Annotated in this window: 13 protein-coding genes; 2 read left to right on the forward strand and 11 right to left on the reverse strand. The window is 72.8% G+C overall.

Annotated elements, in window-relative coordinates; translation table 11 throughout:
• Positions 1–2: 2 nt before the first annotated feature.
• The 10 genes from GQ466_RS12330 to GQ466_RS12375 form a co-directional block, all read right to left on the reverse strand.
• Complete coding sequence (locus GQ466_RS12330; protein WP_161102995.1) at positions 3–1,196, reverse strand: S8 family peptidase; 1,194 nt, start codon at positions 1,194–1,196, stop codon at positions 3–5.
• The gene (locus tag GQ466_RS12335) at positions 1,193–2,506 is read right to left on the reverse strand and encodes a WXG100 family type VII secretion target (protein WP_161102996.1); all 1,314 of its coding nucleotides are present in this window, start codon (positions 2,504–2,506) and stop codon (positions 1,193–1,195) included. The genes GQ466_RS12330 and GQ466_RS12335 overlap by 4 nt, the downstream gene beginning before the upstream one ends.
• Positions 2,507–2,508: 2 nt before the next feature.
• Entirely contained in the window at positions 2,509–2,883 is a 375-nt protein-coding gene (locus GQ466_RS12340) for a hypothetical protein (RefSeq protein ID WP_161102997.1), read from the reverse strand.
• A 761-nt stretch (positions 2,884–3,644) separates the two neighbouring features.
• Positions 3,645–4,559 carry a S1C family serine protease gene (locus GQ466_RS12345; RefSeq protein WP_161102998.1) on the reverse strand — a complete coding sequence of 305 codons (915 nt, stop codon included), beginning with the start codon at positions 4,557–4,559 and terminating at the stop codon, positions 3,645–3,647.
• Between the two features lie 180 nt (positions 4,560–4,739).
• Positions 4,740–6,173 (reverse strand): sensor histidine kinase, encoded by a 1,434-nt coding sequence (locus GQ466_RS12350; protein WP_161102999.1) that lies wholly within the window; start codon positions 6,171–6,173, stop codon positions 4,740–4,742.
• Positions 6,170–6,901, reverse strand: a complete 732-nt coding sequence (locus tag GQ466_RS12355) for a response regulator (RefSeq protein ID WP_161103000.1) — start codon at positions 6,899–6,901, stop codon at positions 6,170–6,172. The genes GQ466_RS12350 and GQ466_RS12355 overlap by 4 nt, the downstream gene beginning before the upstream one ends.
• Positions 6,902–7,039: 138 nt before the next feature.
• Entirely contained in the window at positions 7,040–8,110 is a 1,071-nt protein-coding gene (locus GQ466_RS12360; protein ID WP_161103001.1) for a hypothetical protein, read from the reverse strand.
• Positions 8,111–8,250: 140 nt separating this feature from the next.
• A complete protein-coding gene (locus GQ466_RS12365) occupies positions 8,251–9,015 on the reverse strand; it encodes a crotonase/enoyl-CoA hydratase family protein (protein ID WP_161103002.1) in 765 nt (254 codons plus the stop codon).
• Between the two features lie 8 nt (positions 9,016–9,023).
• Positions 9,024–9,797 (reverse strand): SDR family oxidoreductase, encoded by a 774-nt coding sequence (locus GQ466_RS12370; RefSeq protein WP_161103003.1) that lies wholly within the window; start codon positions 9,795–9,797, stop codon positions 9,024–9,026.
• A gap of 263 nt (positions 9,798–10,060) precedes the next feature.
• Complete coding sequence (locus GQ466_RS12375; RefSeq protein WP_161103004.1) at positions 10,061–10,366, reverse strand: DUF6191 domain-containing protein; 306 nt, start codon at positions 10,364–10,366, stop codon at positions 10,061–10,063.
• A gap of 1,076 nt (positions 10,367–11,442) precedes the next feature.
• Here GQ466_RS12375 and GQ466_RS12380 point away from each other — a divergent pair.
• On the forward strand, positions 11,443–11,970 hold the full coding sequence (locus GQ466_RS12380; RefSeq protein ID WP_161103005.1) for a C40 family peptidase: 528 nt from the start codon (positions 11,443–11,445) through the stop codon (positions 11,968–11,970).
• A gap of 55 nt (positions 11,971–12,025) precedes the next feature.
• Here GQ466_RS12380 and GQ466_RS12385 read toward each other — a convergent pair whose 3' ends face one another.
• Positions 12,026–13,105: an alkene reductase gene (locus GQ466_RS12385; protein ID WP_161103006.1), complete on the reverse strand. Its 1,080-nt coding sequence runs from the start codon at positions 13,103–13,105 to the stop codon at positions 12,026–12,028.
• Positions 13,106–13,180: 75 nt separating this feature from the next.
• On the opposite strand from GQ466_RS12385, the gene GQ466_RS32745 reads away from it, so the two are divergent.
• The gene (locus GQ466_RS32745) at positions 13,181–15,823 is read left to right on the forward strand and encodes an AAA family ATPase (protein ID WP_161103007.1); all 2,643 of its coding nucleotides are present in this window, start codon (positions 13,181–13,183) and stop codon (positions 15,821–15,823) included.
• The last annotated feature ends 8 nt before the right edge of the window (positions 15,824–15,831 follow it).

The raw sequence follows: 15,831 nt of genomic DNA on the forward strand, positions 1-15,831 counted from the left end.
TTTCATCGGGCGCGGGCTTGACGTCGCGAACGGGCCGCGACGACGACCGCCGCCCCCGCGATCGCGAGGACGACGGCGACGCCAAGGCCGGCCAGGGCCAGGGTTTTCGCGCTCAACACCGCGCTCGTGCCCTCATCCCCGGCAGGGCTCGCGGCCTGCTTCACCGGCGGCGCCTGACCGTGGTGGCGGTCCCATTCGGCATAGACCGGATTGGTCGCGTTCTTGGGGACGTTCGCCGTCAGCGCGCGGTACGGCATCACCAGTCCGTAACCCGTCTGCTCGTCCTTTCCGGACGGGCCGACGTCCTTCGCCGTGGCGATGATCCGCTGCACCACCTCGCGCGCCGACATGGTCGGGTATTTCGCCCGTACCAGCGCCACGACCGCCGAGGTGAGAGCCGTCGACGCGCTCGTACCGGAGGCCCGGATCATTTTTCCTTGTCGATCCAGCGTCCCGATGTGCACGCCAGGCGCCGCGACGTCGACCGAAGGCTGCGGGGTGGTGTCCGCCCAGGGTTTCAGGTCGCTGTCCACCGCGCCCACGGTCAGGACGCCCGGACAGCCACCAGGCTCCAGAACATGCCGCGTCGGGCGGTTTCCCGAACCCGCCACGACAACGACGTCGCGTTCCAGCGCATGGTCGATCGCCTTCTGGACCTCACGGGAACAATGTCCATCGCCATAGCCGCTGTACCACGCGGCCGACACGTTGATGACCTTCGCCCCGTGATCGGCCGCCCATACGATGCCCTTGGCGTACTCGGCGTTCGTGCTCGCGACCACCGGCAAGACTCTCGCGTCCGGGGCGAGGCCCAGCATGCCGGTGCCGGATCCGTTGGCGGCGATGAGGGCCGCCATTCCCGTGCCGTGGCCGAAGCCCCCCTTGTCGAGCGCGTCCGTCTCGATGTCGGCATCGGTGCGTCCGTCGGTGCCGCCGCCGGTGGCATCCCAGCCGCCGACGAGCCGACCAGCGAGCTCGGTGAGGCGTCCGTTGGCGCCCGAGTCGACGACACCGACCGTGATGCCGATGCCCTTCGACACCGGCCACACCCGGGACTGGAGGCTCCAGGTTGTGAACCACCACTCCTCGGGGCGCGGCGCGGGAGCCGATGCCGACGCGTCGACCTGACCGACGGCCGTGGGCAGGAGAGCGCACAGTACGGCCATCGAGCCCACGGCCCGCTTCCACACGGTCATTCGCTTCCTCGGAGTTCGGGTGGCGCTTCGAGCCTTTCCGGGCGCGCGTCCTTCGCCTGTCCCGCATCATCGGACTCGTCAGCGGGCTCTGCCTGCGCAGGTTCCGGCCGGACAGGAGAACCGAGAACGACTTCGGGGACGGGTTCCACACCCCAGTTCGCGGTCGAAGAGTCGGCGCGCCACGCTTCGTCGTCATATTCGACGGAGGCCGGAGAAGCTCCGCCGATGACGGGAGATACGGCGGGATCCGCGTTCCAGTTCTCACGTTCTTCGGCGAGCCAGAACTCCCGCCGCCGCTCGTCCTGCCGGTCCTCGCGCTTACCGGCTCCGGCAGCGCCGGGGCCGAGCGGCCCGGAGCCCTTCGCCGACGAGGCCGTCCCGCCGCGACCGTTCGGGCCGAACCCGTCGTTCCCGAGACCGCCCGGTCGTCCGCCCAGCGGGCCGAGTCCACCCGGATCGGCCCCGGCCCCGGGCAGCGCGCCCGGCGGCCCGCCGGGGCCGACGCCGCCGAACGGGCTCGGCGCGCCGCCTGGACCGGTCGGCGGCCCGCCGAACGGCGAGCCCGTGATGCCGTTGCCTCCCGCGCCGGCGAGATCCGTGCCCGTCACCGCACCGTCCAGCGCGCCGGGCCGCACACCCGTCGCCGGGTGACCGTTGGCGCCGCCGTTCAACGGTCCATCGGCCCCGCTCAGCCCGGTGGCGTTGGCGAGCGGGTGATGCCCGGCGCCTGGGCTCCCGCCCGGTGAGCCGCCCGCGGCGGTCGGACTGCTCGCCGGTGCTCCACTCGTCATCGGCCGCGTCGAAGGATCGTCGATCTGCTCGATTCCCTGCTTCAGGCGCTCGACGGTCACCGCTTCGGGAAGGCGCGACCATGCCTGGGCGATACGTGCGTTGAGGCGCTGCATGTACTCGCGGGCGTACTTGTCGTCGCCGCCGTCCTTGATCAAGCCGGTGTCGGGCTTGTGCTTGACGTACCACCGGAGGATCTCGTCGCCGTACCAGTCGAGGGTCTTGCCCATCTGCTCCGTTGCGGCGGCGAGCTGATCGGCTGTCGTGTGCAGCTTGCGGAGCGCCTTCTGAGTCGCGGTGGCGGCCTCGTCCTCCCAGTCGTCGGCGAGAGCCTTCGAAGCCCGGTTGATCACCTCGCGCAGCGCGATCAGATGCTGTGACGCGCCCACATACGCGGCGCCCGCGTTGCTGATCGCATTGTGATCGGTCGCATCGAGGAGAGCGCGTATCTTGCCGATGTCGCCGTAAGAGGACGGGTCTCCCGTTGGTGCGCCACCCGTCCGGAGGGTGTAGCGGGTCATCGTCACTCCACGGGCTTCACGGTCGACGTGGTCGGGGGGACATCGCCGGACGGGTTGATCGAGCGAATGTCCGCGAGCATCTTCTCGTCGGACTCGCGGTAGTTGTCGGCGATCTTCGAGATCGCTTCGGCGACCTGCGCGAAGTCGTCCAGGAAAGTCTGGTAAAGGCAGGTGATCTGCTGGTTTCCGGCCGTGACGGTCGCGGCGAGGGATCTGGCCGCGTCCCAGGAGCCGAAGGCCGCGGCGGGGACGTTGCCGCGGGAGGAGACGTCGGAGAGCGTGCCGGGGCCCGCGACGCGCTGGAGTTCCGCGTGCATCGTCCTGGCGACGTCCTTGATCTTGGCGTGGTCGTACCTGGATTTGCCCGGTCCTGCCACCGGTCCACCTTTCGGGCATGCGGATGCGGAGAGGTGCGCGGGGTCATTGCATGATCAAGCATGATCATGACAGTGGTCAAGTCGACCGTCAGAGTCCCGTACGGCCCAGTTTCAGCGCGTTGGGCCAGGCTGCTCGGCGAAAGGCGCTGAGGGCCGGGCGTGCAACCCGGGCATTTCGGTAAGTAACAATCGCGTCACCTCAAGGACGCGGCGGCGGTCGGAGGGAGCCGACGGCCATGATGAGCGCGAACGCGCTGATTGCCGCGACGAACCGGAGGGCCACCGCGTAGCCGTGCGCGTCGGGGGCGCCGTCGAGTTCGCTCGCCGCCAGCGCCGCGCACAGCAGGGCGAACCCCGCGCAGAGCGAAGACCAGTGCTCCGACCGACGCGGCGATCATCGCGGCCCGGGACGGCGGACGGTCGGACGGGACGGCCTCGGCATCGGACACCGAAGGGGCGACGGCGCTCGTCAAGGGAGAGGCGAAAAAGCGGGGGACACGGGACCGGCTGTTCTCGGTCGGGGTTCCGATCGTCGGTCGCCGACGGACGGTCTGGACACCGTCCCGATACTCAGATCCCCGGGGAATTCGTGCTCGACGGCGACACGGCCGCGTGATCTGGATGGTGATCGCGCGGCCGTGCCCTCCCATGTCGGCCGTACGGAGCCCGGCTCCGTACGGCCTTCGTCACCGGTGACCGGTCGTCCGCCCGCTCCCCCCGGAGCCGTGACCACGCGGTGTCACCGGTGAGTTCGTGGCGCCTCAGACGGAGCCCGCGGCGATGATCTCGGCGGCGGCCGACCGGGCCGTGTTGGACGGGATCGCGAAGCCGACGCCGATGTTCCCCGACGACGAGCCGCCCGAGGTGGCGATCGCCGTGTTGATCCCGACGAGCTGCCCGGCCGCGTTCACCAGCGCGCCGCCCGAGTTGCCCGGGTTGATCGCCGCGTCGGTCTGGATCGCGTTGCGGATCACCGTCTGCTCCTGCGGCGTCTGGCCGCGCAGGAAGGACGGGAGCTGCTGGTCCTGTTCGTCGCTCTCCTTGATCTCGCGGCCGAGCGCGCTGACGATCCCGGACGTCACCGACCCGTCCAGGCCGAGCGGGCTGCCGATCGCCAGTACCGCGTCGCCGACCGCGAGGCCGTCGCTGTTCCCGAACGTCACCGGCTTCAGCCCGGACACGCCCGCCGCCTTCAGCACCGCGATGTCGTTGGACGCGTCGGACCCGACCACCGTCGCCCGCGCCGTCTTCCCGTTGCTGAACTTGACGGTCACGGCGCTCGCCCCCGCGACGACGTGCGCGTTCGTCATGATCACGCCGTCCGAGCGGATGATCACGCCGGAGCCCGAGCCGCTCTGCGTCGCCACCGACACGACGCTCGGCGACACCGCCGCCGCGACCTGCGCCGTCGAACCGCCGGTGGTGGACGCGCCGGAGACCGCCGTCGGGCTGGAGTAGACCGTCCCGTCTCCGGTGGCCGACAGCGCGACGGCGGCGCCGGCCGCGCCCGACCCGACGGCCACGAGCGCCGCCGCCCCCACGGCGGCGATCCGGCGGCCGAGCGTCCAGCGTCCCCGCCGCGCCGCGGGCGGCGCGGGCGGTGCCGGGGGCTGGAGGTGCGGCGCGTTCGGGTTCGGCGGCGTCCACTGCCGCCACGGTTCGTTCGACTCGGTCATGTCGGTCCCCCTGTCGGTTGCCTCATCCCGACTATCGGCGCCGGGCCTGAGACGCCCCTGAGCGGTTCCTGAACGTCCGCTGAAAGTCTGGGCGGGGCGCGGTCTTCCGGTCCTCCGGAGCGGAAGCGCGCCCTGCGGACGTCATCCGACCGCACGAACCTGAGAGCGAGCTGGAAATTCTCAGTCGAGGGGCAGAAGGACCCGGAACGTCGCGCCCCGACCCGGCTCGGACTCCACCTCGACGCGTCCGTCGTGCGCCGCGACCAGCGCCGCGACGATCGCGAGGCCGAGCCCCGTCCCGCCCCGGCTGCGCGCCTCGTCGACGCGGTAGAACCGCTCGAAGACGCGTTCGCGCTGCTCGCCGCTCAACCCCGGGCCCTGGTCGGCGACCTCGCAGACGGCGGCGGGCGCCCCGCCGAGCGTCCCCGGACGGAGCCGGACCTCGATCGGCGTGTCCGGCGGCGTGTGCGCGACGGCGTTGGCGAGCAGGTTCCCGAACACCTGCCGCAGGCGCGGTTCGTCGCCGAGCACCTGGTAGGCGACCGTCCCGTCCACAGTGAGTTCGATGTCGCGCTCGGGCGCCACGACTCTGGCCTCCCGGACGGAGTCGGCGGCGACCGCGAGCAGGTCCACCGGCGTGCGCTCGATGGGACGCTGCCGGTCCAGCCGGGCGAGCAGCAGCAGGTCCTCGACCAGCAGGCCCATCCGGGACGCGGCGTCCTCGATCCGGCCGATGAGCCGGTCCAACTCGTCCGGCGACCGGGCCGCGCCCTGCCGGTACAGCTCGGCGAACCCGCGGATGGCGGTGAGCGGCGTGCGCAGCTCGTGGCTGGCGTCCGCGACGAAGCGGCGCATCCGCTCCTCCGACCGGCGCGCCGACGCCTCCGACACCGCGCGCGCCCCGAACGCCGCCTCGATCTGGCTGAGCATCCCGTTCAGCGCGAGGCCGAGCCGTCCGACCTCGGTGCGCCGATCGGCGGCCGGGACGCGCCGCGACAGGTCCCCGGCCGCGATCGCCCCGGCGGTCCGCTCGATCTCGCGCAGCGGACGCAGGCTCGCGCCGACCGCCCACACGCCGAGCACGGTGATCCCCGCGACGACGAGCCCCCCGACGATCATGTCGATGGCGACGAGCCGGCCGACCGTCCGCTCGACCTCCTCCAGGCTGAGCGCGAGCACGACGACGTCCCCGCCCGGCAGCGGCTCGGTGATCACCCGCCACGGCGTGCGGGCGCGGTCGGTGCCGTGGGCGGTGAACGGCTCGTCGACGCGTTTGTAGTCGCCGGCGGTGAGGCGCGGACGGCCGGACGTCCCGAACGGCGGCGTGTCGCTCTCCCGCAGCCGTCCGTCCGCGTCGCGCACCTCGATGAACATCTCGCTCGGCATCCGCACGACGATGTGCGCCCGGTCGGTGACGAGCTGCGGCGCGACCTGGTCGACGGCGCGCGGGATGTTCTCGTGGAGCTGCGCGTCGGCGCGTCCGACCAGGTAGGTGCGCAGCACGCCGACGCTCGCCGCGCTCATCACCGTCAGCCCGAGCGCGACCAGCAGCAGCGCGCCCGCGATGAGGCGCGTCCGCAGCGACGTCCGGACGGCGAACCGGCGCACGCTCATCGCGCCGGCGGTTCCCGCAGGACGTAGCCGACGCCGCGCAACGTGTGGATCAGCCGGGGCTCACTGTTGTCGACCTTGCGCCGCAGCGCCGACACGTACGACTCGACGATCCCGGCGTCGCCCCGGAAGTCGTAGTTCCAGACGTGGTCGAGGATCTGCGCCTTGGACAGGACGCGCCCGGCGTTCGCCATGAAGTAGCGCAGCAGCTTGAACTCCGTCGGCGAGAGCTGGACGACCGAACCGCCGCGCCACACCTCGTGCGAGTCCTCGTCCAGCTCGATGTCGGCGAACACCATGCGGGGCGGCGGCTCGCCCGCCCCGCCCCGGAACCGCCGCAGCACCGCCCGGATCCGGGCGATGACCTCCTCCAGGCTGAACGGCTTGGTGACATAGTCGTCACCGCCGATCGTGAGCCCCTTCACCCGGTCCTGAACCGTGTCGCGCGCGGTCAGGAACACGACCGGCGTGTGGTCGCCGCCGGACCGCAGCCGCCGCGCGACGTCGAACCCGTCGATGTCGGGCAGCATGACGTCCAGCACGATCAGGTCCGGCCGGTGCCGCCGCGCGGCCTGGACGGCGTCGGCGCCGCTGGTGGCCGTGACGACCTCGAAGCCGGTGAACCGCAGACTCCCGGCGAGCAGCTCCAGGATGTTCGGCTCGTCCTCCACGACGAGCAGCCGCGCCTCCGGCGTCCGGCCCCCCGCCGAGCCCCCGGTCGTCTCGGCCACGGCGTCCCCCTTCTCCCTCCCGGCAAGGGTGCCACGCGAACCTGAAAGAACGCTGACCGCCACCCGATCCCCCCAGCTCAACCCCACCACACGGCGCGGGGCCGGGGTTTCGTCGTCGGTTTGCCGGGTGTCGGGGGACTAGCCGAGGTATTCGATGAAGGGGGCGCGGGACGAGCCGTTGTTCGAGGTGCCCGCGCTCGCGATGCCCGTCGTGCCGGGGCGGGCGTCGGCGTCGCCGACCGTGAGGGTTCCGGCGCGGGACGGGCCGTGCGCGGTCGTCCAGGTCGTGCCGTCGTAGCGGTAGTAGGTCGTCTTGCCGGTGGACGTCGCGGGGATCACGATCGCGCCGCCCGCGCCGTCCGAGGACAGGCCGACGGGCGTCTGCGTGCCGGGCACGTTCGCCGTCTTCCAGGTCTTGCCGTCGTAGTGGAGCAGCGCGTTCGTGGACTGGGCGTTCTGCTTCGCGCGCAGCACGTAGACGTTGGTGGACGAGTTCGCGACGATCCGCGTCAGCACCGCGCGGTTGGTGGGCGTGCCGAGCGAGCCGGGGACCTTGATCTGCTTCCAGGTCTTGCCGTCGTAGTGGACGACGAGCCCGGTCACGGTCGTGCCGTTGCTGGTCGTGCCCGCCAGCCACACGTCCGACCTGGACCGGACGTCCACCCCGACGATCGACGTCGACGCGGGCAGCGGGACCTGCGGGTCGAGCCAGCCCGAGCCCGTCCAGCGCAGGATCGCGGCGGGGCCGCCCGAGCTGACGTCCACGCCGGTGATCGCGTAGGCGGCGCCGTCCGTCCCGGCGGAGACCTGGGTGGGCAGCCCGACCAGCGGGAAGCTCACCTGCGTCCACTTCGTGCCGTTCCAGTACACGCTGACGGGACCGGTCAGGTTGTAACCGACGATCCACGCCCGGCTCGCGCTCGCGGCGGCGACGTCAGTGGGCGCGAAACCGACCGGGCTCGTCTGGCCCGTCCAGGACGTGCCGGTCCAGCGGACGATCCGCGCGGTCGGGGAGAAGAGGGAGCCGCTCGCGCCGACGGCCCAGCCGACGCTCTTGCTCGCGAAGTCGACGCGATCCAGGCTGCCGTCGTACTTCAGCGCGGAGCTGGAGATGTTCCGCCAGCCGGCCGCGAGCGCGGACGGCGCGAACACCGTCCCCGACCCGAGGGCGAGCACCGTGGCCCCGGCGAGCACCGCGTTCCGTCGCATGACCTGTCCCCTCGCTCCGGCGTCCGACCGCCCCACAGGGTACGGGAAGACTTACCGGCGGGTAAGGGGCATGCAACGGAAAGGCCGTGCGTCCGGGGACCTTCCCGGCGCACGGCCCTGCACGACCCTGACGGGTGGGACTACTCGCCCTTCCAGACGGGCTTGCGCTTCTCCGCGAAGGCCGCCGGGCCTTCCATCGCGTCCTGCGAGCCGAAGACCGGGATGACGATGTCGTTCTGCTTGGCGAACGCCTCGTCGGCGGTCCAGTCGGCCGACTCCACGATGACCTTCTTGGTGGCCGCGAGCGCCAGCGGGGCGTTCTCGGCGACCTTGAGCGCCAGCTCCTTGGCCGCGGCGAGCGCGCCGCCGGTCTCGGTGAGCCGGTTGACGAAGCCCAGCTCCGCCATGCGGTCCGCCGGGTACTTGTCCCCGGTCAGCGCGATCTCCATCGCGATGTGGAACGGGATCCGCTGCGGCAGCCGCAGCAGACCGCCGCCCGCGGCGACCAGCCCGCGCTTGGGCTCGGGCAGCCCGAACTGCGCGTCCCGCGCCGCCACGACCATGTCGCAGGACAGCGCGACCTCGCAGCCGCCCGCGAGCGCGAAGCCCTCGACGGCCGCGATCAGCGGCTTGGCGGCCGGACGCTCCACGATCCCCGCGAACCCGCGGCCCTCGACGGTCGGGTTGTCGCCCGTCAGGAAGCCCTTGAGGTCCATGCCGGCGCAGAACGTGCCGCCCGCGCCGGTGAGGATCCCGATCGACAGGTCCTTGCGCGAGTCCAGCTCGTCCAGCGCCTTGGCGATCCCCTGCGCGACCGCGCTGTTGACCGCGTTGCGCGCCTCGGGACGGTTGATCGTGATGACGAGGACGGCGCCGTCCTCCTCGGTGAGAACAGCTTCGGACATTCAGTGCCTCACTTCGGCTGGAAGCGGATGCCGCCGTCGAACCGGACGGTCTCGCCGTTCATGTAGTCGTTCTGGATGAGGGAGACGACGAGGTGCGCGAACTCCGACGCCTTGCCCATCCGCTTGGGGAACGGCACCGGCGCGGCCAGCTTGGCCTTGAACTCCTCGGCGGCCTCGCCCTCGCCGTAGATCGGCGTGTCGATGATGCCGGGGCAGATCGTGTTGACGCGGACGCCGATCGCGGCGAGGTCGCGGGCGGCGGGCAGCGTCATGCCGACGATGCCGCCCTTGGACGCGGAGTAGGCGATCTGCCCGGTCTGGCCCTCCAGGGCGGCGACGGACGCGGTGTTGATGACGACGCCGCGCAGGCCGTCGGCGTCGGCGGGCTCGGTCTTCGCGATGGCCGCCGCGCCGAGGCGCAGGAGGTTGAAGGTGCCGATCAGGTTGATCTGGACGACCTTCTCGAACGTCGCGAGGTCGTGCGGGGTGCCGTTGCGGTCGACGGTGCGGGTCGCCCAGCCGATGCCGGCGCTGCTGACGAGGACGCGCAGCGGCGCGCCGCTGTCGACGGCGGCCTGGACGGCGGCCTGCACCTGCGTCTCGTCGGTGACGTCGGTCTTGACGAACACGCCGCCGATCTCGTCCGCGAGGGCCTTGCCCTTGTCCTCGTTCAGGTCGGCGACGACTACCTTGGCGCCGGCGGCGGCGAGGGCGCGGACGGTGGCCTCACCGAGACCGCTCGCACCACCGGAGACGACGGCGGAAACTCCGTTCAGGTCCATAAGCAGCACCTTACGTCAGGGACCGAATGTGGTTCGGGTGATGTTACCCACAAGTCACAATACGGGGAATGTTCCGGCCGCTTCACCCCCGGGCCGCTGGTTGCGGACCGTCCCGGCCGTGCGCGGAGCCCGTCCGGAGCCGTCCGGACGCGCCGACCCGACGCGGGCTGAGTAATACCAGTCCGGGGCGTCGCGGATCCCTAGCAAGAAACGAGCGCGCGGCGTCGCCGGACAGTGACGAAGACCTCGCTCGGACGTAAGCCTCAGGGCCGACGAATCGTCACGCGGCCCGCGTCCAGATCGACGCGACGCGCCTCGTCCCCCACCCCCTCCTCGTCGCGCAGGACGAGCGCGGTGCGACGTTCGTCCAGTTCATGGCGCTTAGCCGAGGTGTAGAAGACCTCCAGCCCCTCCAGCCCGACGGCCGACACCGGCCGCCCGGAGCCGTCGTGCCGCCACCGCGCCCGCCCGCGCCGGTGCAGCGAGAAGCCGACACGATCGAACACGGCCAGGACGATCAGCCCGATCGCGAGCCCGGGGATCGTCAGGAAGATGAGCACCGCCGCCATACCCGACACAACGCCCACCCCCGCCAAGCCGTGCCAAGAATCCTGTGCGGGGTGGTTGTGCGGGGTGGTTGTGCGGGTGGCCGGGTGTGGACGTCGAGCTTTGACAGGTGACCTGACCGGGGGCGTGGCGGTGCACCGGACATCTCGGACGATCCGCGCTCACATGGGGACGTCGGGTTGGGAATGGCGGAAATGACCGGCGCGCGATCCTGCGTCCGGACGAGGAAGGGCCGCGCCATCTTTGATCATCCATGAGCATTCCCGAAATTCTTCAGGCTCGTGGCCACGTCCGGTCGAGCGCACCCGGCGCCGGGGGGCGGCGGACGAGGGAGATCACGACCCGGTAAACCGACGTTCTTTCTGTCCGAAATCTTGTAACGTTGCGTAATCAGTCGCCCGCAGATCACGGAACGACCACGCGCCTGGATGAGACATGCACCACGTCGTGGCCATGCTCCTCTGGCGACCAGGTGAGACCGGCGCCGCGAGCACCCGCCCGGCCGCTACTTAAGGTGATCAACAACGGCGGCTTTAGAGCTGCCCTCACGGCCACCTGAAGCGCACCCGAGGGTCAATTACGCCTATCTGTGACCCAGATCACGGGTCGGGGATCGACGCAGGCAGCGCAGCCTTCCGACCCCTCGCAGACCCGGGAATCCGGCCCCGTGATTTGCCAGATATCCCGGGCTATGGCTACGTTCCTGGCGATCCCTGCGGCTGGACCGCCCGACAACGCCGTCGGCCGGACGCTCGGAAGCGAGACGTCCAGCGGAACCCCGGCCCGCAGCCGGATCACAACAGAACAGCACCACCGACGCGCGAGAAACGGCGCCCCCAACCCATCGCCGCCGCGTCGGACGCCGTGTCCGTGCGGTCAGGAGCACGGAGCCGGAACCGCGGCCGGGTCCCGCCGATCCCTTCTTTGGACGGTGCGCGCACCCGAGGCCGCGTCGCAGAACCGAACCCACGCCGGGCACAGCCCTGCCCGGGGGTGACGGCTGCGCCGGTAGGCACCGCCCGCGAGGTCTGGAGTCGTCCTGCATACCCCCCGAACCACCCGGAACACCCCTGCCCGCATGCGTTTCGTCCGCTTCGCGACGGTGGCCTCCGCCGCCGCGGTCGGCGCCGGCGTCCTCATCGCACCGCAGGCGGTGGACGCGGCACCGGCCGCCACCTCCCCGCAGATCAGGACGGTGGCCGCCACCAGCACGATCACGTCCGCGCGGCGGGCCAAGCAGCGCCAGCGCGCCGACTACGCCGTCCGCTACGCGTACAAGCAGATCGGCGACCCGTACCGCTACGGCGCGGCCGGTCCCGGCTCGTGGGACTGCTCGGGTCTCGCGGGCGGCTCCTGGCGCAAGGCCGGCGTCAAGCTGCCCCGCACGTCACAGCAGCTCTACCGCGCGGTCAAGTTCAAGGTGTCCTGGAAGGGAGCCGTCAAGGGCGACCTGCTGTTCTTCTACGGCGGTCGCACCCACGTCGGCATCTACGTCGGCCACGGCTACATGATCCACGCGCCCAGCTCCGGCCAGCGCGTCAAGCGGATCAAGCTGAACAGCTACTACAAGCGCAACTTCAACGGCGGGGTCCGGCCCGGCTACTGACGCGGCGCGCCGAACGGCCCCGGGACCCGTCGGACGGGTCCGGGGCCGTTCGCGCTCACGCGTCCAGCGCCGGGTAGTCGGTGTAGCCGCGGTGGTCGCCGCCATAGAACTGGGACGGGTCCACCGCGTTGTACGGGCCGCCCGCCTTGATCCGCGCGGGCAGGTCGGGGTTGCCGATCCACAACTCGCCGAACACGACCGCGTCGGCGTCGCCGTCCGCCAGCGCGTCCACGCCGTACTCCGGCTTGGACGGGAACGACTCCGGCGTCGGGTGCGGGTTCAGCAGCAGCGTCCCGGGCCACGCCGCGCGGATGCGCCGCGTCGTCGCCCGGTCCCCGGTCTCCATGATGTGCAGGTACGCCAGCCCGTACGGCGCCACGGCCGCGACGAGTTCGGCGTACAGCTCGTCGGTGTCGCTCTCGGAGACGCCGTTGGCCCGTCCGCCCGGCGAGACGCGCAGGCCGACGCGCTCGGCGCCGATCGCCTCCACCGTCGCCGCCACGACCTCCACCGCGAACCGGACGCGGTTCGGGATCGAGCCGCCGTAGGCGTCGGCGCGGGTGTTGCTGCCGTCCGCCAGGAACTGCTGGATCAGGTAGCCGTTCGCGCCGTGCAGCTCGACGCCGTCGAAACCGGCCGCGATCGCGTTGCGCGCCGCGTCCGCGAACTCCCGGACGGCCCGCGCGATGTCCTCCGTCGTCATCTCCGCCGGCACGGGGTGGTCCAGCGGCCCGTCCGGGGTGAACAGCTGCTCGCCGGACGCCAGCGGCGACGGGCCGAGCGGCAGCGCACCGTCCGGCTGCAGCACCGGGTGCCCCACGCGGCCCGCATGCATGAGCTGCGCGAAAATCCGTCCGCCCGCCGCGTGGACGGCGTCGGTCACCGTGCGCCAGGCCGTCACGTGCGCGCCCTCGTGCAGGCCGGGCGTCCAGACGTAGCCCTGGCCCCGGCGGCTCGGCTGGACGGCCTCACTGATGATCAGCCCGGCGCTCGCCCGCTGCACGTAGTACTCGGCCGTCAGCGGCTGGACGCGGCCTTCGTCGTCGGCGCGGGCGCGCGTCATCGGGGCCATCACGATGCGGTTCGGGAGGGTGAGCTTGCCAACCGTCACAGGGGAGAAAAGTGTGTCCGTCATGCACACCACGCTAGGAAGCCGGACCTACGGGGCGAATCAGTAAGGTTTCTGGATTCGAGCCCGTAGTTTGGTGGTGTGCTCTATGGGCGGGACGAAGAACTACAGGAGATCGCCTCGCTGGTCGCCGCGGCCCGCGACGGCCGCAGCGGCGTGCTCGCGCTGCGCGGCGAGGCGGGCATCGGGAAGACGGCGCTGCTGAACGCCGCCGTCGAGCCGGGACTGCGGGTTTTGCGCGCGACGGGCGTCGAGGCCGAGGCCGAACTCGCGTTCGCCGGACTGAGCCAGTTCCTGTGGCCCGTCCGGGACCGGCTGGACGCGCTGCCGGAGCCGCACGCCGCCGCGCTGCACGGCGCGCTCGGCAGCGTCCCGGCCGAGCGGCCCGACCGGTTCGCCACCGGGCTCGCGCTGCTGACGCTGCTCGCCGACCTCGCCGAGACCGAGCCCGTCCTGTGCCTCGTGGACGACGCGCACTGGCTGGACGCCGCGACGGCCGAATCCCTCCAGTTCGCGGCGCGGCGCCTCACGGCCGAACGGGTCGCGCTGCTGCTCGCCGTCCGGGACGACCGCGCCCCCGGCGCGTGCCGCGTGCCCTGCTACCCCTTCACCGGGCTGCCGGAGCTGGTCGTCGACCGGCTGGCGCCCGCGGACGCCGACCGGCTGCTCGCCGCGCGCGGGCTGCCCGCCGCGCGCCGCACGGACGTCATCCGGCAGTCGGCGGGCAACCCGCTCGCCCTGGTCGAGTTCGGCGCCCCGGGCTCGGCGTTCCCCAGCGGTCCCGCGCCGCTGCCCGTCGCCGACCGGGTGCTCGCCGGGTACCAGGAGCGGATCGCGCACCTGCCCGAACAGACCCGCTGGATGCTGCTGCTCGCGGCGGCCGAGGGGCGCGGGCATCTGTCGTCCCTGCTCACCGCCGCGGCCGAGTCCGGCGCGTCCCTCGCCGACCTGGCGCCCGCCGAACGCGACTGGCTCGTCTCCGTCACGGGCACGACGCTGATCTTCCGGCACCCGCTGATCCGCGCCGCCGCCTACCAGAGCGCGCCCGCCGACCAGCGCGTCGCCGCCCACCGCGTCCTCGCCGCGACCGCCGAGAACCCCGACTGCCGCGTGCGGCACCGCGCGTCGGCCGCGATCGCGCCCGACGAGGAGGTGGCCGCCGAGCTGTCCGCCGGAGCCGAGCGGGCGCGGTCGCGCGGCGGGCACGGAACCGCCGCCGCGCTGTACCGCCGGGCGGCCGAGCTGAGCCCGGACGCGACGGACCGCGTCCGCCGGACCGCGACGGCCGCCGAACTGCAACTGCTGTCCGGGCATCCCGGGGAGGCCGAGGAACTCGCGCTCGGCGCCGAGGGCCTCACCGACGACCCGGTGGAGGTCACCCGGCTCGTCCGGGTCCGCGCGGCCGTGGAGTTCGAGCGCGGCGACACCCGGACGGCGGCGCGGATGCTCGTCGACCGGGCCGCGCACACGCCGTCCGGCGAGATCGTCCCGCTGCTGCGGACCGCCGCGCTGTACGGCTGGACGTCCGGCGAGACGTCCGCCGTGCGCGCAGCCGACGCCCGGCTGCGCGCCGCCGGGCTCGACGACCGCTTCGTGCGCGGGCTCGCGCGGATGATCGAGGGCGCGTACGCCGACGGCGTCCCGCCGCTCGCCGCCCACGTCGCGGACGCCCTCGCCGCGCCGCCCGCCGCACCGGACCGGGCCGACGCCGTCCAGGCGGCCCTCGCGATCGGCGCGGACGACGCGGTGGCCGTCCTCACCGCCGAGGAGATCGCCCACCACCGGCGGCGCGGGCTCCTCGGCGCGCTGCCCGCGCTGCTGCACGCGCAGGCCCGCGTCCAGCTCGAACGCGGCCTGCACGGCGACGCCGCCGCGTCGGTCGAGGAGGCCGCCGCGCTCGCCCGCGACACGGGCCTGACGCGCCGCGCCGGACGGCTCGCGACGGCGCACGCCCGGCTCGCGGCGATCGAGGGCGACGAGACGCGCGTCCGCGCGGCCGGGGACGCGGTGCCCGGCGGAGTGTTCGCGCAGGCGGCGCTGGCGCTGCTCGACCTCGGGTCCGGCCGGCCGGACGAGACCGTGCGGCGGCTCGCGCCGCTGGTCGCCGGGCCGCGCCGGCACTCCGCCGGGATGATGCCGCCGATCGCCGACCTGGCCGAGGCGGCGGTGCGGCTCGGGCGGCCGGACGAGGCGCGTCCCGCCGCCGTCCGGCTCCGCGCCTGGGCCGACGCGACCGGGCAGCCGTGGGCGCTCGCGCTCGCGCTGCGCTGCGCGGCCCTGCTGGACGACGCCGAGGACCCCTACCTCCGCGCCTTGGACGAGCACGCCCGCGCGGACCGTCCGTTCGATACGGCCCGCACCGAACTGCTGTACGGCGAGTGGTTGCGGCGGCACCGGCGCCGCGCGGACGCCCGCCGTCCGCTGCGCTCCGCGCTGGAGACGTTCGAGCGGCTGCGCGCCGCGCCGTGGGCCGAGCGGGCGCGCGGCGAGCTGCGCGCGACCGGCGAGGCCGTCACGTCCGCGCCGGACGCCGACGCCCTCGACCGGCTCACGCCGCAGGAACGGCAGGTCGTGCGGCTCGCGGCGGCGGGGACGAGCAGCCGGGAGATCGCCGCGCAGCTCTTTCTCAGCCCCCGGACGGTCGAGTACCACCTCTACAAGGCGTATCCCAAGCTCGGGGTGTCGTCGCGGCGCGAGCTGGCGGGGCTCGAACTCGTGCCCTGATCGCGGCG

This window comes from Actinomadura rayongensis, from assembly GCF_009831215.1.
Taxonomy (GTDB): Bacteria; Actinomycetota; Actinomycetes; order Streptosporangiales; family Streptosporangiaceae; genus Spirillospora; species Spirillospora rayongensis.

What these genes read in the sequence shown, in the direction of transcription:
- GQ466_RS12330 (WP_161102995.1), bottom strand. Translation starts at nt 1,196, where the DNA reads ATGACCGTGTGGAAGCGGGCCGTGGGCTCGATGGCCGTACTGTGCGCT.
- GQ466_RS12335 (WP_161102996.1), bottom strand. Translation starts at nt 2,506, where the DNA reads ATGACCCGCTACACCCTCCGGACGGGTGGCGCACCAACGGGAGACCCG.
- GQ466_RS12345 (WP_161102998.1), bottom strand. Translation starts at nt 4,559, where the DNA reads ATGACCGAGTCGAACGAACCGTGGCGGCAGTGGACGCCGCCGAACCCG.
- GQ466_RS12350 (WP_161102999.1), bottom strand. Translation starts at nt 6,173, where the DNA reads ATGAGCGTGCGCCGGTTCGCCGTCCGGACGTCGCTGCGGACGCGCCTC.
- GQ466_RS12360 (WP_161103001.1), bottom strand. Translation starts at nt 8,110, where the DNA reads ATGCGACGGAACGCGGTGCTCGCCGGGGCCACGGTGCTCGCCCTCGGG.
- GQ466_RS12365 (WP_161103002.1), bottom strand. Translation starts at nt 9,015, where the DNA reads ATGTCCGAAGCTGTTCTCACCGAGGAGGACGGCGCCGTCCTCGTCATC.
- GQ466_RS12370 (WP_161103003.1), bottom strand. Translation starts at nt 9,797, where the DNA reads ATGGACCTGAACGGAGTTTCCGCCGTCGTCTCCGGTGGTGCGAGCGGT.
- GQ466_RS12375 (WP_161103004.1), bottom strand. Translation starts at nt 10,366, where the DNA reads ATGGCGGCGGTGCTCATCTTCCTGACGATCCCCGGGCTCGCGATCGGG.
- GQ466_RS12380 (WP_161103005.1), top strand. Translation starts at nt 11,443, where the DNA reads ATGCGTTTCGTCCGCTTCGCGACGGTGGCCTCCGCCGCCGCGGTCGGC.
- GQ466_RS12385 (WP_161103006.1), bottom strand. Translation starts at nt 13,105, where the DNA reads ATGACGGACACACTTTTCTCCCCTGTGACGGTTGGCAAGCTCACCCTC.